The following is a 24,588-nucleotide window of genomic DNA, read 5'->3' as shown; positions in this document are numbered from 1 at the left end:
GAGGACTCGTCCGGATGTCCGGGCGAGTCCTCCGTTGATTTTCCGGGGTATACAAGAAACCTTGTGCACCTGAGGTCACGCGATTAGCGTCGTTTCCCGTGGAAGACATCTCCGTGATCACCGCCGTGCATCATCCCCTGCGCCGTCGGATCTACGATTACCTCCTCCTGTACGGCACCGCACAGGTCACCGCGATCGCGCGCGCCCTCGACAGCCAGGTCGGCAGCATCAGCCACCACCTGCGGATGCTCGAACGCTCCGGCATCGTCGAACGCGCACCGGATCCGGCGGGCGACAAGCGCACCAGCTGGTGGAAGGTGGCCCGGCGCGGTCTCACCTGGTCGACCGACGACTACGCCGCTTCCCCCGCCGACGCCCTTCTCGCCAGGGAAGCGCAACGACAGGGCATCCGGATGCAGATCGATCGCCTCCAGCGCTGGCACCGCGGTCGTCATGACCCCGCATACGCGGGGTACGACGGATCGAACACGGAGACCACAGCCTGGGCGTCGCCGGACGAACTGCGGGATCTCTCCGCACGGATCCTCGAGACGATCCGCGAGTGGCAGGACGGCATCGATCTCGACGACGGCCAGGACCGCATCCCGATCTTCGTGTTCGCGCACGCGTTCCCCACGGAGCCGTGATGGCTGCCGTCAGCGAGCCCGTCGCGATCGACGCGCCGCCCGCCTTCCGCCGCGACCGCCTGGTGCACGCGTGGATCGGCGTGAAGGCGCTCTCGGATGCCGGCGACGCATTGTGGACGATCGCCCTCGCCTGGACGGCCGTGCAGGTCGCGTCTCCCGCCGTCGCCGGCTTGATCGTCGCGGCCGGAACCGTTCCTCGCGCGGTGATCCTGCTGTTCGGAGGGGTGATCGCCGACCGCGCGGATGCTCGCCGCATCATGCTCGTGTTCAACGTGCTCCGCGTCGGCGTGCTGGTCGCCGTCGCGCTGTGGGTGCTCGCGACACCGCCCTCCGTCGCCGTGCTGCTCTTCGCCGCGATCGCATTCGGCGTGTGCGATGCGTTCTACGAGCCCTCTGCCGGAACGATCGCCCGCCAGCTGGTCACGACCGCCGACCTCCCTTCCTACGGCGCCGCCGCTCAGACCGCGTCGCGTCTAGGCACCATGGGCGGTGCCGCGGTCGGCGGTTTCATCGTCGCGCACGCCGGCTTGGCGGGAAGCGCGTCTGTGAACGCGTTGACCTTCACTCTCGTCGTGGCCTTCATCGCGATCTGGCTGCGCCCGCGCTTCCGTCTCACCCGAGCCGACAAGGAGCCGGCGCTGCGCGGCATCGCGCGTGGGTTCGCTCATCTCTCCGCGAACCCCACGACCCGCACGCTCGTGATCGCCCTCTCCGGCTTGAATCTGGCCGTGGGCCCGGCGATCGGAATCGGGCTCGCACTCCGCGCCCATGCCGAGGGGTGGGGTGCGCAGGCCGTCGGGCTCTTCGAGGCACTGCTCGGCCTCGGCGCGGCGTTGGGGGCCATCTCCGTGGCGAGATGGCGACCACGGCGCGAGGCACGCGCCGGATTCTGGGCGCTGGTCGTTCAGGGCGCGGGAATCGTGGCGCTCGGTTTCGGCCCGTCCTGGACCGTCGCCGCCGCAGCCTTCGTCATCGGTGCGACCGCCGGATATGCCTCAGTGCTGCTGAGTGCGACCTTCTCGGCCACCGTCGACACGGCCTACCTCGGCCGGATGGGGTCGCTCACCCGCCTCGGTGACGATTGCCTTATGCCGCTCGCGATGGCCGGTTTCGGTGCGCTCGCCTCCACCACGGACATCTGGGTGCCGTTCGCCCTTTTCGGGGGCGCGATGATGGCGTTGATGGTCCTGCCGCTGAGCAATCCGAGGTTCCGCGCGATGTCGCTGAAGGCCAGCACCTGAGCCGGAAAAACAAGAAAGCCTCCGGCGAACCGGAGGCTTTCTCTGTTGTGTGACCCCAGCGGGATTCGAACCCGCGTTACCGCCGTGAGAGGGCAGCGTACTAGGCCGCTATACGATGGGGCCGTCTGGCGAAACGTTTCCGTCCCGCGACAACCGTTCAAGTATGCCACGGCGATTCTCGGTGCGCCAAATCGACGCCGCCTTCACCCGAATCCCGGGCGTGGCGCACCGGATTCGTTTGCCGAGTACGGTCCGAAGGAGTTGACTCTTCCCATGCGCGTCACCAAGTTCGAACATGCCGCCCTCCGTCTCGATGCCAACGAGAAGACCCTTCTGGTCGACCCTGGATCGTTCACGGCCCCCCTGAACGACCTCACAGACCTGGTGGGGATCGTGATCACCCACGAGCACCCGGATCACTGGACGGCCGATCACTTCGATCGTCTCCTGCGCGCGGCACCGGGAACACCGATCTTCGCGCCGGCCGGCGTCGCCCGTGCCGCGGACGGATACGACATCACGGTCGTCTCCCCCGGCGACGCAGTGGAGGTCGGCGGGTTCAGCCTGCGATTCTTCGGCGGCACTCATGAGGTCATCCACTCATCCCTCCCGACCGTCGAGAACGTGGGTGTGCTCGTGAACGACGAGCTCTACTACCCGGGCGACTCCTACGCAGTCCCCGAGGGCGTCGTCGTCGGGACCCTCGCCGCGCCCCTCGGAGCGCCCTGGCTGAAGATCGGCGAGGCGATGGACTATGTGCTCGCTGTCGCACCGCGACGGGCTTTCGGCACCCACGACATGACGCTGTCGGTGATCGGCAAGAACATGCACAGGCAACGGCTGCAGTGGGCCACCGAGCAGGGCGGTGGCGAGTTCATCGTGCTGGAGCCCGGCGACACGCTCGACCTCTGACCATGGCCGACTCCCCCGGTGCGGAACTCACTCTCGATGAGAACGACGTCCGCGAACTGGTGCGCACCGTTGCACCGGAACTGGCCGCGCTGCCGTTGACCCGGGTCGCGGAAGGGTGGGACAACGTCACCTGGCGCCTCGGTCCGAACCTCGCTGTGCGCATCCCTCGGCGCGAGCAGGCGGCTCCTCTCATCCGACACGAGCAGCATGCGCTCCCCCTGATCGCCATGCAGCTGGCCACGGCGAGTGTCCGCACGCCGCTGCCGGTGTTCGCTGGTTCACCGACCCCGCAGTTCCCGTGGCCCTGGTCGATCGTGCCGTGGCTGCCCGGCAGACAGACGCTGGGTCGACCTCGTCGCGACAACACCGCCTGGGCCGCCCAGCTCGCCGCCGCACTCCTCGCCCTCCACGACGAAGGGCCGACAGATGCGCCCACGAATCCGGTCCGTGGCGTTCCTCTGGCTGCGCGAGACGACAGCATCCGCTCCCGTCTCGCAGCCCTCCCGGCGACGATCGCCGATCCTCTTGCCCCGCACTGGCAGAGCGGGCTCGACGCAGCCCCTGCGACGGAGTCCGTCTGGATCCACGGCGACCTGCATCCCGGGAACATCCTCGTCGACGGGGATCGACTGTCCGCCCTGATCGACTTCGGCGACGTCACCTCCGGCGACCCCGCTTACGACCTCGCCATCGGCTGGCTCGCCTTCGACGGCGAAGGCCGACACGTGTTCCGTCGAGCCACGGGGCGCAGATATGACGAGGCCACCTGGGTGCGCGCCCGCGCCTGGGCTGCTGCGGTCGCCATCACCCTCTGCCATTCGAGCGACGACCGCGCCGATCTGCGCGCGCTCGGCGATCAGACGGCCGTCGAGCTCCGGGAGCGTATGTCTCCCTGAGTTCTGCCGACCTGTGGGACACGATCGGCGAGAGCGCTTCGGGCACGGGCGTCACGACAGCTCTCGGACGTTGAGCAGGACGGAGGCCGCGCGGGCTCAGTCCTGCGCGGCCCGCACCCGGAGGTCACGCGCGAGGTGGTCGCGCTGCTCGATCACGAGCCGCCGCAGCGCCGCCGGGACACCCTCGTTCGCAGCCAGCCACGCATCGACCGGCTCCAACGAGTCACCGGACGGGAACATCCCGATGACCAGCCGCCGTGCGATCTCGATGCTGCGCTCGCCCCAGACTCGTCCGATTCGCGCGAAGTACTCGTCATCGAACCCCGAGATGAGGTCACGACGTCCGCCGGCGCGGAAACCGCCGATCTCGGCGTCGAGGTGGTCGTTGCTGAGCGAGAGGTCGTTCCATGCGGAGTCCCACGCCTCGCGTCGTACGTCAGCGTCCGGGCGCGATGCCCGTGCCCTCCGTGCGGCAGTGCGTCCGTCACCCGTGTCGTCGCGCTGCTGCTCGGCGGCCACCTCCGCGAGGCCGGCCCGGCCCGTGGTGACGAGCGCCGTGAGGAGCTGCCAGCGCAGATCCGGATCCACGACGAGACCTTCAGGACCTTCTCCGGCGAGCAGGGCGCGCACCTGTTCCGGGTGCGCGTCGTCGAAAGCGGTGATCGTCGCGAACGCCCGGGCCCACGAGAGCTGCGCGTCGCTGCCGGCATCCGCAGCCTCGAGGGTGCGCCACACGGTATCGGCCCACCGCCGCTGCTCGTCTTCCCGGCTCGCAGCGCCGACGAAGTGCCGGATCGTATGGATCGCGTTCGCGAGGACGCCCGTCAACAGCCCGATGTTCGACTCCGCCGGCGCATGTGCGCGCACGATCCCGAGGTACCGCGTCGCAGAGAGCTCCCCGTCACGAGTGGCATTCCACAGCGACGACCAGACGAGCGCGCGGGCCAGCGGGTCATCGATCGCGGAGAGGGATTCCTCGACTGTGCCGAGCGAACGTGCATCGAGACGCGCCTTCACATAGGTGAGATCGTCGTCGTTGAGAATGACCAGGTCGGCAGCCGGCAGATCGATCTCGGTCCGCTCGCCGATCACGTCGAGCTCCCGCTGCTCCCGCCGGATGATGTGTCCGTCCACGCGCTCGTACAGCCCGATGCGAAGCCGGTGTGGTCGAGGATCGGACTGCACGAGAACGTGCCGTCCGTCGGCCTCGGTCTCCGTCCACAGGGTCGACACGCCCGACGTCTGCAGCCACGCCGCCGACCAGTCCCGCATGTCTCGTCCGGAGACGGCGCTCAGCTGCACCAGGAAGTCTTCGAGCGTCGTGTTGCCGAAGGCATTGGCGGCGAAGTAGCGGCGCGCACCCTCGAAGAAGGCCTCATCCCCGACGAAGGCGACCAGCTGCTTGAGCACCGCGGCCCCCTTGGCGTACGTGATCCCGTCGAAGTTCAGCTTCGCTGCCTCGAGGTCGGGGATGTCCGCCACGATGGGGTGCGTCGTGGGCAGCTGATCCTGCTGGTATGCCCACGCCTTGCGACTCGCGGCGAACTTGACCCACGCATCGTGATACCGCGTGGCCACGGCCGATGCATGCGCACCCATGTAGTCGGCGAACGACTCCTTGAGCCAGAGGTCGTCCCACCAGGTCATCGTGACGAGGTCGCCGAACCACATGTGCGCCATCTCGTGCAGGATCGTGTTGGCCCGAGCGGCACGCTGCGCATCCGTCGCCGCTCCGCGGGACAGGTACGATTCCGTGAACGTCACCAGACCCGGGTTCTCCATCGCGCCGAGGTTGTACTCCGGAACGAAGATCTGGTCGTACTTGCCCCACGGGTACGGGTAGGCGAAGGCGTCGGTGAAGAAGTCGAGCCCCTGGCGTGTGACCTCGAGGATCTCCTCGGCCTCGAGGTGCGGGGCGAGCGACCGGCGCACGAACACGCCGAGCGCTACGTTCTGCTCATCGCGGCGCCATTCACCGTCCACACGCGAGTACGGTCCGGCGGCGACCGCAGTGATGTAGCTCGAGATCGGGAGCGTCGGTGCGAACTCCACGCGCTGCACCCCGACACCGAGATCGGTGTGCGTCGGGGACTGGTTCGAGAGCACCTCCCATCCGGTCGGCGCGTCGATCACGAACGTGTACTCGGCCTTCATGTCGGGCTGCTCGAAGCAGGCCATCACCCGTCGTGAGTCCGCGGGCTCGTACTGCGTGTACAGGTAGGTCTCATCGTCGACGGGGTCGTGGAAGCGGTGCAGTCCCTCGCCGGAGCGACTGTAGGTGCCGATCGCCTCGACGCGCACGCGGTTCGACCCGGCGAGTCCCGAGAGAGAGATGCGCGCGCCGTCGTAGACGATCTCCTGATCGACGCCGTTCACGGAGACCCGCTGTACGTGCTCTCCGATGAAGTCGAGCCACGTCGTATCGACGATCGAGTCGAACTCCAGCGTCGTGACGGTCGGGAACCCGGTGCGAGCGCGCTCCGGCGCTCCGGTCAGGTCGAGCTCGACGCGGATGCGATTCACGGTGATGGCAGCGGATCGCGCGGCCGTCTCCTCGCGGGTGAGATTGGCGGTGTCCATCCCTCCATCCTGGCACCCGCAAGGCGCAGAGATCGCCTCACCCCCGACGGGTCACGAGGTCTGAAGACGGTGTCCGATCTCGGCGTAGACCTGCAGAGACTCGCGTGAGAGTACCGCCGCGGATTCGCCGTCGCCTCGTACCACGGCGATCGATGCGAGGATCGCGTCGCTCCGGGCCACCTCAGCGCGGTCGCCTGTCGCCTCCGCGATGCTCCTGGCCTCCCGTGCGTGCTGCTCCGCCTCACCGAGGAAGGACCCGGGGCGAGTCGCATCCGCCGTGGCGACGGACACCAGGATCTCGGCGAGGGAGTTCGCGGCCTCCGTCGCGATCAACGGGGATCCCGCACGCTCCGCCTCGCGGAGGAGCCGTTCCGCGGCGGCCCTGGCGCCCTCCGCATCTCCGGCTCGGCCATCGATGCGGGCGTGGAGGAGCTCGAGGTCGGCGGACGTCGCGAACTCCCCCGCCGTCCGCAGGGTGCGCATCGCGATCGCGCACAGCTCGCGCGCGTGGACGTCGTCGCCGCGTGCTTCCGCGACCAGAGCGAGCGTACGCCGGACGAACGGCAGCGATTCGCCGTTCGACTCGTCGAGCAGCTGATTCAGCTCCCTGTCCGCATCGTCGAGCCTGCCGATCGCGAGGAGCAGCAGCGGTCGATTGCCTCGAACGACCGCCACGTTGAGATCGTCGCCTGCGGCATGTGCCATCGACAGAGCGATCGCGTAGCCGTCCAGTGCCTCCGGATAGCGCGCGAGGATGCGAAGCGTGTCCGCATGATTCCCGGTGGCACGCCCCTCGACGACCTCATCACCGGCGTCTCGCGCGTGTTCGATCGCACGTCCATACGACGCGAGCGCCTCATCGAGGTGGCTCATCCACCGCTGGACGTTGCCGATCTGATTCCACGTGCGGGCGAGCGCCGAACCCGAGGCTATGCGACGCACCCGATGCAGGGTGATGAGTGCTTCATCCAGGCGTCCCAGCTTCTCCGCGCAATGCGCCACGCCGAGGGCGATGTCCGGCACGAGGTCGAGACCCTCCCCTCGCGCTGCCAGGTCGTGTAGCTGCAGCGACTCGCTCCACAGCGACCAGCGCGAGAGCGCCGGATGCGCCTCGATGGCGAGCTGCTCGACGGCGGAGTCGAGGCCGTGTTCGCGAGCCGCCGCGCTGACCGCGAGCACGGTCGCCACCTCACGTGCGGCGAAGTCGGGGTCTTCGCCGATGCGGGAGAGCACCGCTGCGGCGGACCTCGCCACGAAGCCGCGGCGGACGGACGACGGCCGGAGCGCTCGGGAACGTTCCGCGGCGAAGGCGAAGACCGTGTCGTGCATGCACACGTGTCCCTCGCGCAGTTCGACCAGATGGCGGGCATGCAGGCGGCGCAGGTGGAGTGCAGCAGATGGCCCGCCCGCGGCGACGAGAATGCCTTCATCGATGTCCCTGTCGAGGAGCGCGGCGTCCGCGAGCAGGTCGGCCTCCCCGGACGACAGCGAACGCGTCGCCGCCTCCAGTACCGGACGGATGCGCGCGTCCCGGGGCTCGTGCTCGAACCTCGAAGCGAGGTCCTGGAACGACCAGCCCTCGTGCTCCTGGACGATCCCCGCCAGCATCACGAGGTCGAGTGGCAGACCTCCTCCGACGGCGACGATGCGACGCAGCGCGTCCGCCCTCACCGCACCGTCGTGGTCGCTCGCCACCGAAGCGCCATCGACGGACAGCAGACGGCTCAGGAGACGCGCGGCGTCGGCGCTCGACATCGGCGAGACGACGATCCTCGCCAGCCGCGCATCGGCCGAGGAGACTCGCTGCTCCAGGCCGGCGAGGTCGAGACGTGCGGTGACGATGTAACGCACACCGGGCACGATCAGTGCGGCCAGCCGTCCGGCATCGCCCGCGTCCTCGATGATCACGGTCCGCTTGCGTGCGGCCGTCTGCAGGCGCTCCCGAAGACGCGGCAGCTCGTAGGGGAGGGAGCGGACGCCGAGCGCGCCGAGCATGCGCCGCAGGATGTCGATCGGGTCGGCCAGCGGGCGGTCCGGGTCGGACTCGCGCAAGTGCACGGTGAGCACCGGAGACGGTCCGGCCAGCGCCGAGGCGAGGGTCGTCTTCCCTGCTCCCGGCAGACCGGTGAGGATCAGCACGTCCGCCTCCGGCAGCGTCGCCAGAAGCTCTTCCCGTCCGACTTCCGCGCCTGCCGCGTTCCGTGGTCCGAGCGTCACCTCGACGTGCACTCCCGACCTCTCGCCGTTGAGGAGGCGAGCGGTCTCCCGCCAGAGGACGGCCTGGGCATCGTCGCCCCCCAGCGCACGAACGATGTCGGCGACGAGACGATCATCGACGCGCCGCCGCCCCGGGCGGAAACAGTCGTACACGGTCACCTTGGGTGGATCGGCACCGCCGCGCACGCTGCCGATCCGCCGGGCGATCTCGGCGTATGACGGGGACCCCGCATCCGCACGCATGCGTCCGAGGCCCAGACAGAGCTCGTCGAGGGTGCGCGGGGCGGGCATGCGTCGAGCCTATGGCACGCGATCGCGGCGGAATGCGGCCCGTTCGGGGTCGTTCGGAGTCGGACGGACCCGCGCCGCTCGTGCGTAGGCTCGCTCGCGGAGAGGCCACCCGACCTCCCCGAAAAGGAGAGAGCCTCATGCCCACACGTGCCGAGATCGCCGCGAAACTCGACGACTTCTCATTCCAGAAGGTGAACTTCGGCGGATTCCTGATGAACAAACGCGCCAAGAACTCGCACGCCCTGTGGACCCGCACGTCCGACAAGGGAGTCACCGAACTGACGCTGCTCGCCACGCGGGACTACGGCGAGGGGAACGTGTACGACGTCGCGGCGTTCACCCTCGACGGCACCGTCCCCGCTGAGATCCTCTCGGAACTCCGACCCCAGGCGGACGCCCTCGCCGATCGCATCAACCTGCGCGCGCACGGCTATGTGTACACCTGCCTGGAGCCGTGGGACGGGGGCGGCACGATCTGGATCTCGAAGAAGCCCGAGTTCCGTGCGCTGAGCCGGCCCGAAGATGGCGTCTACGTCATCCCGATCCAACGGCTCAACGCCATGAACGAACCCCGCTGGCTCGCGTGGGCCTGCGAGGGCGATCAGCTCAACATCGCCATCGTGTACAAGCCCTGACGGTTGACGGTGCCGACGCCCTCGACGCGTATGAACACCCCGCGCACGGAAGATCGCACGCGAGGTGGCCTGATCCTCATCGCGTCGTCTCTGACCTCCCTCCTATTCGCGGGAGCCCTGGCCTTCTACCTGCTGCCCGTGGGGCTCGGGCTGACAGGCATGACCCTCGTCCTCGCGCAGACGGCGTCGATTCTTCTCGGAGCAGTGCTCGTCGCCTCATCGACGATCAGCATCCGGCGGCATCAACGGCAGCGCGCCGCTCTCGCCGCGCTCGCCGACGCCCTCGGCTGGGGGTTCCGCGCAGACATCGGCGATCATGTCTGGGGCGGGTCGATCGACGAGCAGATCGATCGCGGGGCTCGCACCGCACGGGATCACCTCGATGCGCGGCACTCCGACACTCCCTTCGACAGCATCGAGCGCACCTTCGTCGTCGGCGACCGAGAAGGGGCGACCATGCACACGGTGCGGGCCGTGCGGATCCCTCTGCCGTCCGAGGCTCCGCGGATCACGCTCCGGTCCCGGCGCGGCGGCGGAGCACTCAGTACGCTCCCGCGACGTTCCACCGGCGGATCCCGGATTCGACTCGAGGGCGACTTCAGCGATGTGTTCGAGGTTTCGGTGCCGACGGGCTACGAGACAGACGCGCTCTATGTGCTCACACCCGATCTGATGGTCGTGCTCCTCGACGAGAGCGCCGATCTCGATCTGGAGATCGTGGACAGGACGCTGCACGTCTACTTCCCTCCCGTCGATCTGACCGACGAGGCTGAGCTGCGCAGGTTCCTCACCGTGATCGCGGCACTGCACGACCGATTCGGGCGTCGTACCCTGCTGTATCGCGACGAGGCCGCCGAGCCTGTCGATCCGGAGGCGTACCGCCGCGACGGCGACACTCTGGCCGATCGGGCACGCCGGGTCGACACGCGGGTACGGTGGTGGCCGGTTCTCGCCGCCGTGGCCACGCCACTCGTCCCGATGCTCATCGCCGTCGTCTGGATCCAGATCGCCGGGTGACCTTCCGCGAGATCTCCGGGCCGCCGAGAAGACGGCGGATGGCGGTCTCGGGTGTCACGGAGAGGTCGAGCGTCCGTCCACGGGCGTATTGGCTGAAGACGCGCGGATCGATGTAGCTGCCGCGCGCGACGGCGGTCGTGTTGCCGAGTGCCGTCGCCGCGGCCTGCACCGCCAGGCGCTCGGCCTGGCTCCGGTGGTTTCGGCTGTCGAGCTCGCCGATCCGAGCGAGGGCGTCCGCGGCGATGATCGTGCCGTGCAGCGTGCGGAAGTCCTTCGCCGTGAAGGACTCCCCCGTGACCTCTCGCAGATAGGCGTTGACCTCGGCGGGTGTGATGCGCACGCGACGGCGCCCCCGGCGGTACGCGAGGAGGAAGGCCCCCGACTTCCCCGCCGCGAAGTCCGTGAGCGCTTCCGCGAGCGACTCGTCCGTGATCTCGATCGATGCCGTGCGACCGCTCTTGGCGGGGAACGACAGCGCGACGTCGCTGCCCGCTACACGCACATCACGCCTGCGCAGCGTGGTGAGACCGCGGCTGCCGTGGCGAACCAGATACCGCTCCGACCCGATGCGGAGCGCGGCGTCGTCGAGGAGACGGAAGGCGATGGCCAGCGCACGCTCCTTCGTCTGACCGTCCTGCGCGAGTGCCCGGGTGACCTGGGCCCTGGCACGGGGAAGTGCGGCGGCGAGATCGAGCGCACGCACGAACTTGCGGCGATCCCGGCTCACGCGCCACAACGGATGGTAGAGGTACTGCTTGCGTCCCGCACCGTCCACCCCCACGGCCTGGATGTGCGCGAGGGGGTCCGCCGCGATCCAGACGTCTTGCCATGCGGGAGGGATCACGAGGTCGTGGATCCGTTCCCGATCGGCCTCGGGCGCAGTGTCCCCCGCCGCGTCGACGTACCGGAACCCCGACCCCGCACGCACGCGCCGATACCCCGGGTCCTGCCCCGGGACGACCCGGATGAGTCTTGCCATCGTGTTCCCTCCTCGACTGCCTGCGATCGAGGATGCCGCTTCGCCGAGATCATCGGAAGGGAGTGGCGTCGCGGGGTGCCGCCGTGCTAGTCCCCCTCGGGTTCGGCACGGGGTACGGCGAAGGTGCTGCGCATATGGTCGCTCGTCAGGAAATCGGCGATGCCGATCATGATCAGGCTGAAGACGATCTGCTCCGACACCATCCAGAGCGGATAGAGACCGGGAATCGCCGCCATGACGAGCGTGATGACGGGGAAGATCTGCGCGAACAGACGCAGACGCTGGTATGCCCAGCGCCACCCGCGCTGCGCACGCCAGGCGAAGTAGAACAGCGTCGCCGTCATCGCGAGCACGACAAGCGTGCGCATCCAGACGGCGAAGGAGACCGACTCGCCATCGATCGCCAGGACCAGGGCGACGACGACCGCACCGACACCGATGATCAGTTCGACGACGAGGAGCCACATGATCCACGTGAACGCGCGCACGGTCTTGGGGTGAGTGCGGTCAGACTCGCTGATGGCGACGCCCGCCTGCCGCCCACCGGCGATCCGATCCATTCGGAGGAAGAGGGACTCCAGAGCCATGCTCGGAGCCTATTGCGTTCGGGCCTCGTCCGACTCGTCCGTTCGATGGATGTCGGCGACGCCGTTGACGGCCGGAGACACCGCGCGCTCCAGGACCAGGGCCAGCAGACCGACGGCCAGACTCCCCGCGATCATGACGCCGATGAACCAGCCTTCGAGCCCCCCGCCGAGCATCACGCCCGCCACGAGCGGCCCCATGATCGCCCCGCCCTGGAAGGCGGCGGAGTTGATCGCGTTGTACCGGCCGCGCGTGCGGTCGGAGGCCAGGTCGTTGTAGATCGCGGGGACGGTGGGCTGCAGCATCGTCTCCCCGAAGGCGAAGACTCCCATGTAGGCGATCACGCCGACAGCTGCGGCCAGAGTGCCCGGCAGGAATCCCGTCGCCCCGAGCAGCACCCACGACAGCGCCCAGATGAGAGCCATCACCTGCATCACTCTCGTCCGCCGCTTGCCGGAGATGAGCCGGAGGACGGCGAACTGCAGCAGCACGATCACCGCGGTGTTGACGGCGAACGAGATGCCGACGACCTGCGTCGACACCTGGGACACCTGCCGGGCGAACGCCGGGAAGCCGGCCTCCATCTGCCCGTACCCGATGAACACGGAGAGGAACGTGAGAAGGGTCAGCCACAGCACGGCGGGGCGGCGCAGGATGTCGCGGTACCCGCCGACGGGCGGCGCATCGGCCTCTGCCTCGTGCTGCGTGCGCACTCGACGGAGCGGCCCCAGGAGCAGCGCGAGCGGGATCAGGCTGCTCGCAGCATCGATCAGGAAGATCGTCGTGAAGGTGGCCGGGTCGGTGACGTCCACGAAGAAACCGCCGATCACCCCACCGACGCCGATGCCCAGGTTGACCAGAGCGAAGTTGACGCCGAAGTACTGCTGACGAACCTCGCCCTCGACCACGGTGGCGATGAGCGCATTGAACCCCGGCCAGGAGACACCGAAGTTCACGCCGATGAGCATGACGGCGACTGCGGCGACCGCGGGGTGGGTGGCGTATGCCAGAAGAGCGCATCCGGCGATCATCGACAGCAGCCCGACGATCAGCACCCGCCGGGCGCCGAAGCGATCGATGAGTGTTCCGCCCGGGCCCGTGACGACGAGGCCGGTGATCGCGATGAGGCTCATCAGCGCACCCGAGATGCCGAGGTCGAAACCGCGCACCTCGTGGAAGTAGATGATCGTGAACGGCAGGGTCATGCCGCGTCCGAGCGTCTGGATCGCGACCGTCGACAGCAACCAGCGCCCTTCCGTGGGCAGGGCGTTCCAGAAGCTCCTCATACCGATCACCTCGACATTCTTCCGGATGCCGGGGACATCGCGGTTCGAGAGCGGATTGTCGGAGGACCCGCGTTTCTGCCATCATCACGAGCATGGCGCTGTCACTCGAAGAATTCCGTTCCTCCCTGCGGGACTCCGGCTCCCGGCAGGCACTGGGCCTCCCGCTCACGGATGCCGACGCGCAGCTGGTCGCCGCCGACCCGCAGGCCGCCCAGAGCTGGTATGAGTACTGGCAGTCCATGAACCCGCAGATGGCGCCCGCTGCTCCGGCGTTGCCGGCAACCGCCTCTTCGCCCGCCGAGACGGTGCCGCTCGGCGGACACGACTTCGCCCAGACGGCCGCCTTCGCAGCCGCTCCCCCGGCCTTCGGCGGTACGCCACCGGGAACCGCACCGTACGCCGCCGCACCCGGCGCCCCCTCTGTCGGAGCCCCGCACCCCGGCGAGCCGCAGAAGAAGAGCCGCGTCGGGCTCTGGGTGACCCTGTCGATCGTCGGAGCGCTGCTGCTGATCGCGATCATCGTCGTGGTGGTCGCCTTCACCACCGCTCGCCACTGGACGAAGGTCGATTCGCCGGAGAAGCCCGAGACCTTCCACAGCGAGGAGTACGAGACCGGCCTCTATCTCGTGTCGGACGACGGAGTGAGTCCGTGCGCCGTCGATCAGGACTGGACCGACTGCATCACCGCGATGGAGGCCCAGTACGCGGGGGCCTGCGCCGGCGTCGAACTGGTCCCCGCCGCAGCGACGATCTGTGCCCAGCATCGCGCCGAGATCGACCGCATGCGTGCAGCGGACTCGGAAGGCTCGGTCGTGGCCTCGCTCGGCGACTTCGGCCACCTCACCCGCACGCCGGAGACCGCGACGCGGCAGGTCTCGAACAACGACTACGAAGCGGCCGTCACGCACGAGGCCGTCTGCTATCTCGGTTTCCTCGGGGAGTGCGAGTAGCGGCGCGGAAGAGCTTGCGGATTCCCCGGGGCCCTCTGCTCAGACCGCCGTCTCCGGCAGACCCACCTTCGCCTTCGCCCACGAGCGCCCGCGCGTGTCCTTGAGGATGTCGTACTCCACGTCGACATGCGGCTCGATAGCGCTGTACTTGTCGTTCGGCGCACCGATGACGAGCTGGAAGCCGAGGCCTCTCCAGGCGCCGATCGCGCGCTTGGTGAAGTGGGAGTCGGCCTTGATCAGGGCCTCGTCCATGAACACCGGCGCGTAGCGAGGCCGCGCCGCACCCGCGTCTCCGAGCTGATAGCGCAGGGCCGCCCCGACGATGAACGCGACCAGCTCCTGCGACTCGCCTCCGGACTTCTCGCCGATGTGGTCGTAGAGCGCGACGTGCTCACGTGTGGCGGCGGTGACCCGCTCCGCGCTCACCCGCACGTGGTTGCGCACGTCGATGAGTTCGGCGAAGTCGGGGGCCGTCCGCCGCATCCGTCCGATGAGACGGCTCATCTTGCGGTACACGGTCTCTCGTTCCGCATCTGTCGATGCCGCATCGATCAGTCCGCGGACCTCGCGGAGCTCGCGGCGGAAGCGTTTGCGGGCTTCGCTCTGGTTCTCGCGCGGGGTGATCTGCAGACGATGATCGTCATCGTAGAACGGCAGCTCCTCCATGATCCGGTTGATCGGATCGATACGGTCCTTGATCTCGCGCAGAGAGCGGCTGAGGGTCGAATCGAGGCTCGTCAGGTCGTTGCCCGACAGCTTGAGGAGGCTGTCGCGCCATTCGATCTCCAGCTCGTGGAGTCCGTTGGTCTGAAGCGCCTCCAGAATGCTCTCGAACTCCCCGACCGACGCGTCCGGATCGGGGAGGATCGTGAGGTTGTCCCACCGCTCGAGGAATCCCGTCATGAGTCGGCGCATGCTCTCGCGCTGCTGCTCGTGCGCCTCGGCCGCCTCGCGACGGTCTTCGAGAAGGCGCTGGGCCGCGGTCCGGAGCGCGGTGTCCAGATGCGTCAGCCGCTGAGCTGCGGTCAGGGTGTCCCCCGTCTCGGACTGCAGGAATCGGCCGTCGAGGAACGACGCATGTCCTTCTCCGAGCACGGCTCCGGATGCCTCCGCGGAATCGATGACCGTCTGACAGGAGTCGACGTCGTCGGTGACCCGACCCCAGTGCTCCTGGGTCTGGGCGAGTTCGTTGCTGAGACGAGCCTCCTCGTCGCGGAGTCGTCCTGCGCGAGAGCGCAGCTCCTCAGACTGGCGCTTGAGCTGCGCGATCTCGGGGCTGGCTGTGGTGACCTCCGCTTCGACGGCGAGCCAGCGCTCCCGCTCCGCCTCCACCGCGGCGACGTCGATCTGTTCCCAGGTCAGGTCCTCGATCTTCGCGAAGGCGGTCGAGCGCGCCTCGATGCGGTCGAGGGCGGCCTCGGCGGCCTGGGCGGACGCCGCGCACTCGTCGTAGCGGGCCGTCAGCTGCGTCAGCTGCTCGTCGATCTCGCGCAGACGACGGTCGTTGGTGAATCCCAGCACGTTGGCGCGGCCCTGACCACCGTGGGCGCCCCGGCTTCCCTGTGACACCTGACCGCTGATCGTGAGGGCCTTCTGATGCTCGCTCAGCTGCGACGACGTATCGACGCAGACGTAGCCGAAACGATCTTGGAGGCGCTGCTGAAGCCAGGCGGTGAAGGGCGTCGGCAGATAGTCGAGCCGTCCGGGGAGAGTCTTCGGATCGGCGTCGCGGACGTCGGGGAGCCCGGTGCGGACGCCCTCGTAGTTCAGCCGTTCCGGTGTGCGCACGGAGTTGATGGCGGTGCGGAACGACGAGAGCTGCTCGGCATCGATCAGGAGCGTCCTGGCGAAGCCGCCGAGCGCGAGGTTGAAGGCGTCGCGCCACGGCTCGAACTCCGTCCGCAGCTCGATGAGCTCGCCGACGAACGGAAGATCCGACGGAGAGAGCCCGACCGCTTCTGCGAGCAGGGCGCGTGATTCGTCCAGATGTGCCGGGATGCTGCCGCGCACCCGACCCGTCCGCTCGCGTTCGTCGCGCAGCCGGCGGATGTCGGCCTCGGCCGTCCTCCGCGCCGTCTCGGCATCGGCGAAGGTCGCACGCGCGTCACGGATACCGGACTTCGGCGACGTGCCCCGAGCGCCGGACACGAACGACTCGAACTGCGCGGCGGTCTCGACCCCTGCCCCGAGCTCCTGGACGATCACGTCGAACTTCGCCCGTTCCCGACGGACGTCGTCCACACGACGCTCCGCGACCCGGAGCTCTCGCTGCGCGGTCTCGAGGCGGTCGCCACCGGACTGCCGCAGCACGTCGAGAAGCCCTTCACGTTCGACATCGGCGGCATCGACCAGCGCGCGCTTCTCGCGGACGGCGAGGCTCAGCGCGCGGGAGCGATCCCCCAGCTCGACCTCGACGTCGCGCAGCAGATCCAGACGACGCTGGGCGTTCCAGAGGGCGGCGAGCGAGGAGGGATCGGTGAACACCCCGACCTCGTCGATCACCCGCACCCGCTCGGCGGCCGCGGCGATGCGGTCCTTGATGCCCCGGATCGGCTCGAGCGCACTCACCTGCTGCTTCGCGGTGAGCATCCTCGTGCGAGTGCTCTCGAGCTCGTCGAAGTGCGCCACGACGGCGTCTGCGGTGGCCATCGTCTCGGGTTCTTCCAGCACGAGCTTCTTGTACAGATCGTCGACCGTCGTGATCTGCTGCCCCGCCTGGATCCGGGCCAGAAGACTGATGGCCTTGGCACCGGAACCGGCAGCCCCGATGCCCAGAACAGCCTGCAGCCGCGCCGAGAACTCCCGGTCCGTCGCGAGGGTCTCAAGGCCGGTGGCGCGCACCGACGCATCGGAGAGTCGCTGCGTCGCGGCCTTCTCGAGCAGCGCCAGGTCGAATGCCCCGTTCACGGTCGCCCGCACCCGGGTCGTGTCTTCCAGGACGCGGGCATCCGCCGGGATGTACCAGGCGCGCACAGCGGTGAACCGCGCCCCGTCATGGTCGAGCCAGGTGGTCGCGATCGCACTCCAGGTGTCTTCGCCGTCGCCGCGGAGCACCCGCAGCTTCGTGCCGTCCTCGGTGCGGGACTCGTCGATCTTCCCCCGCCCGTAGGAGAGGATGTTCCGCTGCTCGTCGCCACGCGGGCGGCCCGTCACTCCACCGTTCGACGCACCGTTGAACGGTGTCGTGTGGGGCATCATCAAGGCGATGTACGCGTCCATGAGGGTGGACTTGCCGGAACCCGACCCGCCGCAGAGCAGGGTCGCGTCGGGTGAGAAGCGCACGCGGTGAGGACCACCGTCGTAGCCGCCCCAGTTGATGAGCTGCAGTTCCTCCGCCACCCACTGCTGTCCCCGCGAACCTGCCGGGATGAGTCCGAAGAGCGTGTCGACCATGGTCATCGTTCCACCACTTCCTGCGACCGCAGCCAATCGCGGAGTTCTTTCAGGGTCTCGGCGCTCAGGACGATCTCGACGAGCGCGCTGATCCGGTAGCGTCCGCTCGTCTCCTCCTGGACGATGCCCTCTCGATCGAGGCGATCCATCGCGTTCCGAATGGCTTTCTGCTGTCGAGCCGTGCCGCCGTCGACGTCCGTGAAGTAGCTCAGCACGGTCTGCTCGAGGTCTTCGATGTCGATGCGCACGGAAGCTTCGCCGGCGGCGGACTCACGCTGATACACCGTGCGCAGATGCACGAGCACCAGAGTCTCGGCACGCGTGTAGGGCGCGTCCTTGAGCAGCACCGGCATGTCGATCTCGTCGGAGCGCAGCTGCTGCTTGTACGCGAACCCTCGACCGTGGTCGACCACCAGGCGCAGGTACAGGTCGTTCAGGCGCGACTCGATCACCTGCTGATGGTCGAGGAGGAGGGTCCATTCTCGACGGTTGCGCTCCGCAGCGATGAAACGACGCTGGAGGATGTGCGCCAACAGACGCCGGATCTCGGGGTCGAGCGTGCCGCGGTCACCGGCGAAGTGCTCCTCGATGTCGTCTTCCATCGGGACCGGGGCGATGAAGGGATCATCGACCTGCGCTTCCGTCACGAGGCTCTCTTCAGGCATGTGCTTCTTCCTTCGGGTTGCGTGCCGTGACGGCGCCGAACGCGAAACGTCGCGTCGAGCCGTCCGGGCGCAGCGCTTCGACCACCGACACCGCATCGCTCTCGGTCATGCCGTTTCGGTGGGCGATCTCGAGCAGTCCGACGAGGTCGACAGGGCGACGGGTGTCGTCCGCGCCTTGCGCGAACGCGTCGGCGAGGTCGAACTCCGGGCCGAGACGCGAGACGTACTCCTCGAGCTCCGCGTATCTCGGACCGCCCCATGCGCGGGAGTCGACAGCGGCGAACTCGACGTCGCCGGCATCTGCGAGAGGCGCGGGGACGGCCGGCGGGCGGATGCTGCTGACCGTCTGTCTGAGGTGTCCCAGATCAGCCAGAGGGAGGCTGCGCACCGGTGACGCACTCGCCCCCGTGCCGTCCCAGACGTGGAGGGCCGCGATGACGTCGCGCAGCAGATCGTCGATCTGACGGTCCCGCAGCGGATCATGGGTCTTCACCTGGCCGGTGATGACGTGCGACGCCCGTCGCTGCGCGGCCAGGACCTCTTCGACCCCGAGTTCCACCCGGCGACCGATGGCGTCGAGTTCGGTACGCTGCGTGCTGTCGAGCATGCGGGCGAACGGCTGCCGGAGCAGGCCGTGCAGCTGTTCGGTGAGGGCGTCGATGCGATCCGGATCACCGATCAGACGCAGGGCGCCGGAGAACGCGCGCCCTTCCGGAGTCGAATTCATGACGTCCTGCGCGCGCTGCAGATACTCGCGGAGCACCTCGCCGGTCGGCCGCTCGTCACGCCGCAGATGGGCGACGACGTCGCGCTGCATGAGCTTGAGGGATTCGGCGACCCGGGTGAAGTCGGCCGGGAGCTCGCGTGCCAGATGCAACACGTTCTCGGCTTCCTCGAAGAGCTCTTCGTCGTCCAGCGGATCGGCCCGCCCCGATTCCTCGATCCGGTCGATCTCGGCGTCGAGTGCGGCGCGCTCTTCCCGAAGACGGGCGAGTCGGCGGAGGGGATCGGCCTCTGCGCTGTCTGCCAGGTGCTCCACGGCTTCGAGAAGCGTGCGCACCCGCGAGTTGGAGACGCGCGTGCGACCGCCGCCCGTGCGCCCCGCGATCTCCAGGGCCTCCACGGCGTGCGCGGACAGCCGGTACACCTCGACATCCTCATCGATCTGCTGCACTAGCCAGCCCAGGCGGACCCAGTTCCTCGCGACGTCTCGCCCCGTCCCGGCCGGAACCCGCCGGTCGTCTTCGTCATAGCCCGCGCCCCGCAGCTCGTCGAGGATCTCGGTGAGCTCGGCCTGGGCGTCGGCGATCGGGATGGATGCCCGATCGGCGGTGAACAGGAGCGAGAGCGACGCGACGACGAAGGGCGCGAAACGTCCGTGGAGCAGATCGAGAGTCGGGGTACTGAATGCGGTGACAGCGCGGGAGAATGCCGCTTCAGCTCGTGTTCCTGTCACGTATTCACATTACTCGGCGCCCCCGGCATCCTCGGACGCGACGCGGTCCGCAGGCGCAGCCCGTCGCCGAACGCCTACCGGGAGAACTCCGTCCGCGTGAGCGGCGTGCTCTCGCGCGATGCTGTGACCAGGAACGTCACCGTATCCGGCAGGTAGCGGTCCTCGCCGTACTCGATCGGCTCCCCGGCAGAGGCATAGCTCACCCGCCGCACCCGCAACAGCGGGCTTGCGCGCCGGGCTCCGAGCAGCTCGGCGTCGGCGCTCGAGACCGGGACGGCGTCGATGGCATGCTCCGCGAATGCGGTCACGACCCCGAAGTCGCGATCGAGCGCTTCGACGACGGATGCTTCGTCATCGGCGATCGCGGTGACCCGATCGGCGATCCAGTGGGGGTAGCTGGTGCGCTCCAGCATCACATCGCGCCCGTCGATGCTGCGCGTCCTGGTCACGCGCAGCACCCGCGTCTTCGGGCTCACCCACAAGCGGCGCGCTTCGGCCGCGGTCGCCTCGCCGAACTCCTTGTGGCGCACCAGCCCTCCAGGCGTCATTCCCTGGGAACGCGCCCACTGGGCGAACGAGCGCAGCTCTTCGAACGACTGGCTCTGCCGGCCCGAACGCACGATCCATCCCGAACCCTGGACCGGCGAGACGAGTCCTCGGTCCTGAAGTCCCGCCAATGCCCGGCGCACCGTGCCACGGGTCGAGCCGTAGTGCTGCGCCAGTTTCGTCTCGGACGACAGACGTGATCCCGCGGCGAACTCTCCATCGATGATCCTCGTCAGCAGGTCGCTCATGATCTCGCGATGGGGACGCGGGGTCGCCGGTGGCACCGTCTCAGACTAGGGGAGCCACGGGGGCCACGATCACGCGAAGCGGACAGGAGTTCACAGTTGTCCCGCGTGTCGGCCCCCGGAGCGCGCATCGTTCAGCGGTCGTTCATCTGCGCGCCGTCCGCCGCACACCGCGAGGCGGGGTAATCGTCCCGTGACCCTCTCGATGCCCTCCCCCGATCACCAATCCCCCATGCGACCCTCCGCCGTGCTCTTCGACCTCGACGGCACGCTCGTCGACAGTGAGCGGGTGTGGCTCGATGTGATCCGCACCCGGCTCGCCGTCATGGGCTCCCCGGTGTCGTCGTCACAGCTGGCCGCCCTCGAGGGACTCTCCAGCATCGATGCTGCCCGCGCTCTCATCGAGGGTGGCGCACAGTCGGATGGCACACGGTCGGATGGCGCACAGTCGGATGGCACACGGTCGGATGGCGTGACCGAGCTCGCCGCAGAACTCGAGGACTTGACGATCGACGCCTTCGGCGGGCGCCTGCCCTGGATTCCCGGCGCTGAAGAGGCACTGGGATACCTGCGCCGGGAAGGGATACGCCTCGCCCTGGTGACGAGTTCGACGCGTCGCTGGGTCGATGCCGTGGCACAGAGCGTCTGCCTCGGCCCCTTCGACGTCGTCGTCACCGCTGACGACGTGCAGCAGACGAAACCGCACCCGGAGCCCTATCTCCGGGCGATCGACCTGCTCGACGTCGACCCCGGTTCCTGCCTGGTGTTCGAGGACTCCGCGGTCGGCGTCCGTGCCGCCGCCAGGGTCGGGTGCCGCGTCGTGCAAGTCCGAGCCGAGCTGCAGAGCGAGAGCGGCGCGACGGCGTGCATCCCCGACCTCCGCGCCGTGACCGTGCCGTGGATCGCTTCCCTGATGACCCTCGAACCCGCTCTCCCCTGAACGGCCCCTGCTTCTCCCCCGCTGTCCCCACCCACCCCACCCCACCCCTGCAAGGAATCGCCATGCTGACCTCTGACCATCCGACGAAGACGCGCCCCCGTCCCGAGGCGGCACTGCGCCGCGCCTTGGGCGGCGGCGTGATCGCCGCCACCACGGCGCTCACCCTGCTCGTCCCCGCTTTGCCGGCAGCAGCCGTCGCCCCGGCCGCGGAACCGATGACGCAGCAGCGCATCGACGCCGCGAACGATGCCTACAACGATGCAGACGCGACGCTCGAATTCATCACGATGTCCGACACCGAGCTCGGCGGCGCCGCCACGGCGGACAAGACCTCCGAGCAGGTCGCGTACGAGGGGGCGAAGCCCCACTTCCAGGCGATCCGCTCCTGGGCCGATGCCAATGGTTTCGATCCGAGCGTCGTCGTCGACAACGGTGACGTCGTCGGGGCGAACGATCCCGAGTACTCCGCGCACCTCGCCGGCGACAGCGAGAAGGTCGCCGGCTGGTATCGAGCCGTCGAGCGCGTCATGCGCGAGAGCTTCCCCGAGTCGCAGGTGCTGCTCACCCAGGGCAACCACGACATCGCCGACCTGATGGGCACGACTTTCGAGGCCGCACGATCGACCGCGCCCGCCGGTGCGCCCGAGTGGTTCTATCCGAATGCCGACACCGGATACGTGAGCAACTTCCACACGACCGTCGAGGGCATCGACTTCATCGGTCTCGACTACAACGGCACGAGCACCTTCGGATACAGCGGGCAGCGCTCGGGTTACCAGGCCTTCCTGACGAGTACGCTGCAGGACATCGCCGCGAAGCCCGACTACGACCCCGCGAAGCCGATCTTCGTCTCGATCCACAGCGGATACGCCGGCACATCCCTCGGCGGACCCTTCCACGGTGACTACGACATGGCCGGTCCCGATCTGCAGCGCATCCTCGCGGACTACCCCCAGGTGATGCTGGGCTCCGCGCACACGCACTTCTCGTCGAACCCGGAGACGAGCATCTTCCAGAAGAACTTCACGGTCTACGAGAACGCATCGATGAACTACATCTACCAGGATGTCCCCGGCGACTTCATCGGGGGCGGGTACTTCGGTGGCAATCAGGGCGACGCCGCCGCCGGGGTACCGCAGAAGAGCGCGAACTTCGTCTCGGTGCTCGCCGACGGCAGCACCGTCATCCGGCGCTTCGACGTGACCCACCAGCGGTGGATCGGCATGCCGTGGGTCATCGATACGGCCAAGGGGAAGAGCGGATTCACCTACACGGCGGACCAGCGCAGCACGATCGCCCCCTGGTGGGGCTCCGCCGCCGTCACCGCGACCGATGTCGCGGAGGAATCCCTCACCCTCCGCTTCGACCACGCCAAGGACGACGAGCTCGTGAACTACTACGAGGTCGAGATCCGGGACCAGGCCGGCAAGCCGGTGTCGTTCAGCGCGAACCAGCTACCCGACTTCGGGAACAACCCGGCGAAGTCCGTCACCGGGTCGTTCAAGGCCTATTCCCGGTTCTACATGACGCCGAACACGATGGGCTTCGACATCCGCGGTCTGAAGGCGGCCAAGAACTACACGGTCACGGTGACCGCCTTCGACGACTTCCAGAACGCGTCCGAGCCTCTCACCGGCACGGTGCGCACGGCCGGCGAGCTCGTCTTCCCCGTCTTCCCCGATACGTCGGCCCCCGCCCCGGACGGCGAATTCCTGCACCTCGCGTTCGAGGGTGACCTGGGTGATACCGGCACCCACGCGGGCACGGCCCCCGCGGCGAAGCCGGTGGGCTCCGTCTCCTACGTCACTTCCGACCGCCCCGGAGCGTCGGGAACAGCCGTACGCATCGGCGGGGGCGCGAGCAGCTACGTCGACCTGGGTTCCCGCCCCGAATTCGACCTCGGCACCGACAAGGACCTCACGATCGGCTTCTGGACGAAGGTGACCGGCGTCAGCGGTTATGGCGCGATCATCAGCAACAAGAACTGGGCGAACTGGTACCGCTCCGGCATCAACCTCGCACCGGAGGGGACCAACACCGGCAAGCTCGAGTTCACGCTCGGCGACGGTACCGACGGCGTCTACGCGACCGGTGACGTCGGGGAGTACCGCGGGTCGTGGCACCACATGACCATCACGGTGGACCGCACACGGAACGTAGCGAGCACCTACATGGACGGCGTGCTAGCCAAGGAGACGAGCATCGCGGGAATCGGCAGCATGACCAGCGGGCTGAACATGCTCGTCGGCGTCGACGGGAGCAAGAGCTACGGCATCGGTCTCGACATGGACGACCTGCGGATGTGGGACACGGCGTTGACCGGCACCGAGATCGCCAGCCTGTTCGCAGCAGACGACTCCTCTGCAGAGAACGCAGCACTCACCCAGGCCGTCGAGTACGCGACCGAGCTGATGAATGCGAACGAGGTCGAGGCCGCCAACGGCCGCGTGTTCGATCAGGCACTCGGTGGGGCGCTCGCCACGGCGACGGCGAACAGCGCCGCACTGCTGGCGGGGTCTCCGTCCGCGCTCGTCGCCCGCGCCGCCGCGGCACCATCGAAGGAGCAGCTGCGCACGAGCTTCGATGCGCTGAAGGCCGCCGTCGATGCCGTGGAGGCGCAGGCCGTGCGCTACAGCTATCGCACCGAGGCGCGCGGAGGCGCCGTGTCGCCCGCAGAAGGCGTCGCCGATCGTGGCGGACAGGTGCGTCTGACTCTCGCCCCGGCTGCCGGCTTCGGCATCGAGGGCTCTACGGTCACGGTCAGCGGCGCCGACAGCTTCGCGATCGAAGGCTCGGAGCTGGTACTCACCGGCGTCCAGAGCAGAGTGCTCGCTTCGGTGGAATTCGCTGCAGTCGACGCGGGAACGCCCGGCGAAGGCGGCAACGGTAGCGGCGGGACCGGTAGCGGCAACGGCGGCCCCGGGAACGGTACCGGCACCGGCACGACGCCGGGAGCCGACAGCGACTCCGACCCTCTCGCGACGACCGGTGCGGACGGGGCGATCGGCTGGGTCTGGGCGGGCTTGGGCGCCACACTGCTGACCGCCGGCGCCTGGCTGCTCCACCTGCGCCGCCGCTCGGCCTGACCGCGACAGCGGCCCCCTGCA

The 24,588-nt window shown here is 68.5% G+C and carries 18 protein-coding genes and 1 tRNA gene; 9 read left to right on the top strand and 10 right to left on the bottom strand.

Annotated elements, in window-relative coordinates:
• The first annotated feature begins 98 nt into the window (after positions 1-98).
• A complete protein-coding gene (locus ACFVWL_RS14925; RefSeq protein ID WP_387184302.1) occupies positions 99-647 on the top strand; it encodes a helix-turn-helix domain-containing protein in 549 nt (182 codons plus the stop codon).
• Positions 647-1,888, top strand: coding sequence for an MFS transporter (locus tag ACFVWL_RS14920; RefSeq protein WP_387184298.1), 1,242 nt, complete (start codon positions 647-649; stop codon positions 1,886-1,888). Before ACFVWL_RS14925 ends, ACFVWL_RS14920 begins: the two co-directional genes overlap by 1 nt.
• 50 nt (positions 1,889-1,938) lie before the next feature.
• On the opposite strand, the gene ACFVWL_RS14915 is transcribed toward ACFVWL_RS14920, so the two are convergent.
• Positions 1,939-2,011 (bottom strand) — tRNA-Glu (locus ACFVWL_RS14915).
• Positions 2,012-2,161: 150 nt separating this feature from the next.
• Here ACFVWL_RS14915 and ACFVWL_RS14910 point away from each other — a divergent pair.
• Positions 2,162-2,800 (top strand): MBL fold metallo-hydrolase, encoded by a 639-nt coding sequence (locus ACFVWL_RS14910; protein WP_387184296.1) that lies wholly within the window; start codon positions 2,162-2,164, stop codon positions 2,798-2,800.
• Positions 2,801-2,802: 2 nt separating this feature from the next.
• Entirely contained in the window at positions 2,803-3,696 is an 894-nt protein-coding gene (locus tag ACFVWL_RS14905; RefSeq protein WP_387184294.1) for a phosphotransferase, read from the top strand.
• A 96-nt stretch (positions 3,697-3,792) separates the two neighbouring features.
• Here ACFVWL_RS14905 and pepN read toward each other — a convergent pair whose 3' ends face one another.
• Together pepN and ACFVWL_RS14895 are read right to left on the bottom strand one after the other, a co-directional pair.
• Complete coding sequence (gene pepN / locus ACFVWL_RS14900; RefSeq protein WP_387184291.1) at positions 3,793-6,276, bottom strand: aminopeptidase N; 2,484 nt, start codon at positions 6,274-6,276, stop codon at positions 3,793-3,795.
• Between the two features lie 51 nt (positions 6,277-6,327).
• The gene (locus ACFVWL_RS14895) at positions 6,328-8,784 is read right to left on the bottom strand and encodes a hypothetical protein (protein WP_387184289.1); all 2,457 of its coding nucleotides are present in this window, start codon (positions 8,782-8,784) and stop codon (positions 6,328-6,330) included.
• Positions 8,785-8,921: 137 nt separating this feature from the next.
• On the opposite strand from ACFVWL_RS14895, the gene ACFVWL_RS14890 reads away from it, so the two are divergent.
• Entirely contained in the window at positions 8,922-9,419 is a 498-nt protein-coding gene (locus ACFVWL_RS14890) for a hypothetical protein (protein ID WP_387184286.1), read from the top strand.
• 30 nt (positions 9,420-9,449) lie between these two features.
• On the top strand, positions 9,450-10,436 hold the full coding sequence (locus ACFVWL_RS14885) for a hypothetical protein (protein ID WP_387184283.1): 987 nt from the start codon (positions 9,450-9,452) through the stop codon (positions 10,434-10,436).
• Here ACFVWL_RS14885 and ACFVWL_RS14880 read toward each other — a convergent pair.
• The 3 genes from ACFVWL_RS14880 to ACFVWL_RS14870 form a co-directional block, all read right to left on the bottom strand.
• Positions 10,402-11,415, bottom strand: coding sequence for a DNA topoisomerase IB (locus ACFVWL_RS14880; RefSeq protein WP_387184280.1), 1,014 nt, complete (start codon positions 11,413-11,415; stop codon positions 10,402-10,404). The two genes, ACFVWL_RS14885 and ACFVWL_RS14880, sit on opposite strands and share 35 nt — an antisense overlap.
• Positions 11,416-11,501: 86 nt before the next feature.
• Positions 11,502-12,002, bottom strand: coding sequence for a hypothetical protein (locus ACFVWL_RS14875; protein ID WP_387184277.1), 501 nt, complete (start codon positions 12,000-12,002; stop codon positions 11,502-11,504).
• Positions 12,003-12,011: 9 nt separating this feature from the next.
• Positions 12,012-13,286, bottom strand: a complete 1,275-nt coding sequence (locus tag ACFVWL_RS14870) for an MFS transporter (protein WP_387184274.1) — start codon at positions 13,284-13,286, stop codon at positions 12,012-12,014.
• Between the two features lie 92 nt (positions 13,287-13,378).
• Here ACFVWL_RS14870 and ACFVWL_RS14865 point away from each other — a divergent pair, with 92 nt between their 5' ends.
• The gene (locus ACFVWL_RS14865) at positions 13,379-14,236 is read left to right on the top strand and encodes a hypothetical protein (RefSeq protein ID WP_387184271.1); all 858 of its coding nucleotides are present in this window, start codon (positions 13,379-13,381) and stop codon (positions 14,234-14,236) included.
• A gap of 39 nt (positions 14,237-14,275) precedes the next feature.
• Here ACFVWL_RS14865 and ACFVWL_RS14860 read toward each other — a convergent pair whose 3' ends face one another.
• The 4 genes from ACFVWL_RS14860 to ACFVWL_RS14845 form a co-directional block, all read right to left on the bottom strand.
• Positions 14,276-17,635, bottom strand: a complete 3,360-nt coding sequence (locus tag ACFVWL_RS14860) for an ATP-binding protein (protein ID WP_387184268.1) — start codon at positions 17,633-17,635, stop codon at positions 14,276-14,278.
• Complete coding sequence (locus tag ACFVWL_RS14855) at positions 17,632-18,294, bottom strand: DUF4194 domain-containing protein (protein ID WP_387184266.1); 663 nt, start codon at positions 18,292-18,294, stop codon at positions 17,632-17,634. Before ACFVWL_RS14855 ends, ACFVWL_RS14860 begins: the two co-directional genes overlap by 4 nt.
• Complete coding sequence (locus ACFVWL_RS14850; protein ID WP_387184264.1) at positions 18,287-19,750, bottom strand: DUF3375 domain-containing protein; 1,464 nt, start codon at positions 19,748-19,750, stop codon at positions 18,287-18,289. Before ACFVWL_RS14850 ends, ACFVWL_RS14855 begins: the two co-directional genes overlap by 8 nt.
• Positions 19,751-19,824: 74 nt before the next feature.
• The gene (locus tag ACFVWL_RS14845; RefSeq protein WP_387184262.1) at positions 19,825-20,580 is read right to left on the bottom strand and encodes a GntR family transcriptional regulator; all 756 of its coding nucleotides are present in this window, start codon (positions 20,578-20,580) and stop codon (positions 19,825-19,827) included.
• Between the two features lie 193 nt (positions 20,581-20,773).
• Between ACFVWL_RS14845 and ACFVWL_RS14840 the strand changes: the two genes are divergently transcribed.
• The gene (locus ACFVWL_RS14840; protein WP_387184260.1) at positions 20,774-21,481 is read left to right on the top strand and encodes an HAD family hydrolase; all 708 of its coding nucleotides are present in this window, start codon (positions 20,774-20,776) and stop codon (positions 21,479-21,481) included.
• Positions 21,482-21,543: 62 nt separating this feature from the next.
• Entirely contained in the window at positions 21,544-24,567 is a 3,024-nt protein-coding gene (locus ACFVWL_RS14835) for a LamG domain-containing protein (RefSeq protein WP_387184258.1), read from the top strand.
• Positions 24,568-24,588 lie beyond the last annotated feature (21 nt).

Source organism: Microbacterium sp. NPDC058269 (genome assembly GCF_042881445.1).
Taxonomy (GTDB): Bacteria; Actinomycetota; Actinomycetes; order Actinomycetales; family Microbacteriaceae; genus Microbacterium.
This window is presented reverse-complemented; position numbering and strand designations above follow the sequence as displayed.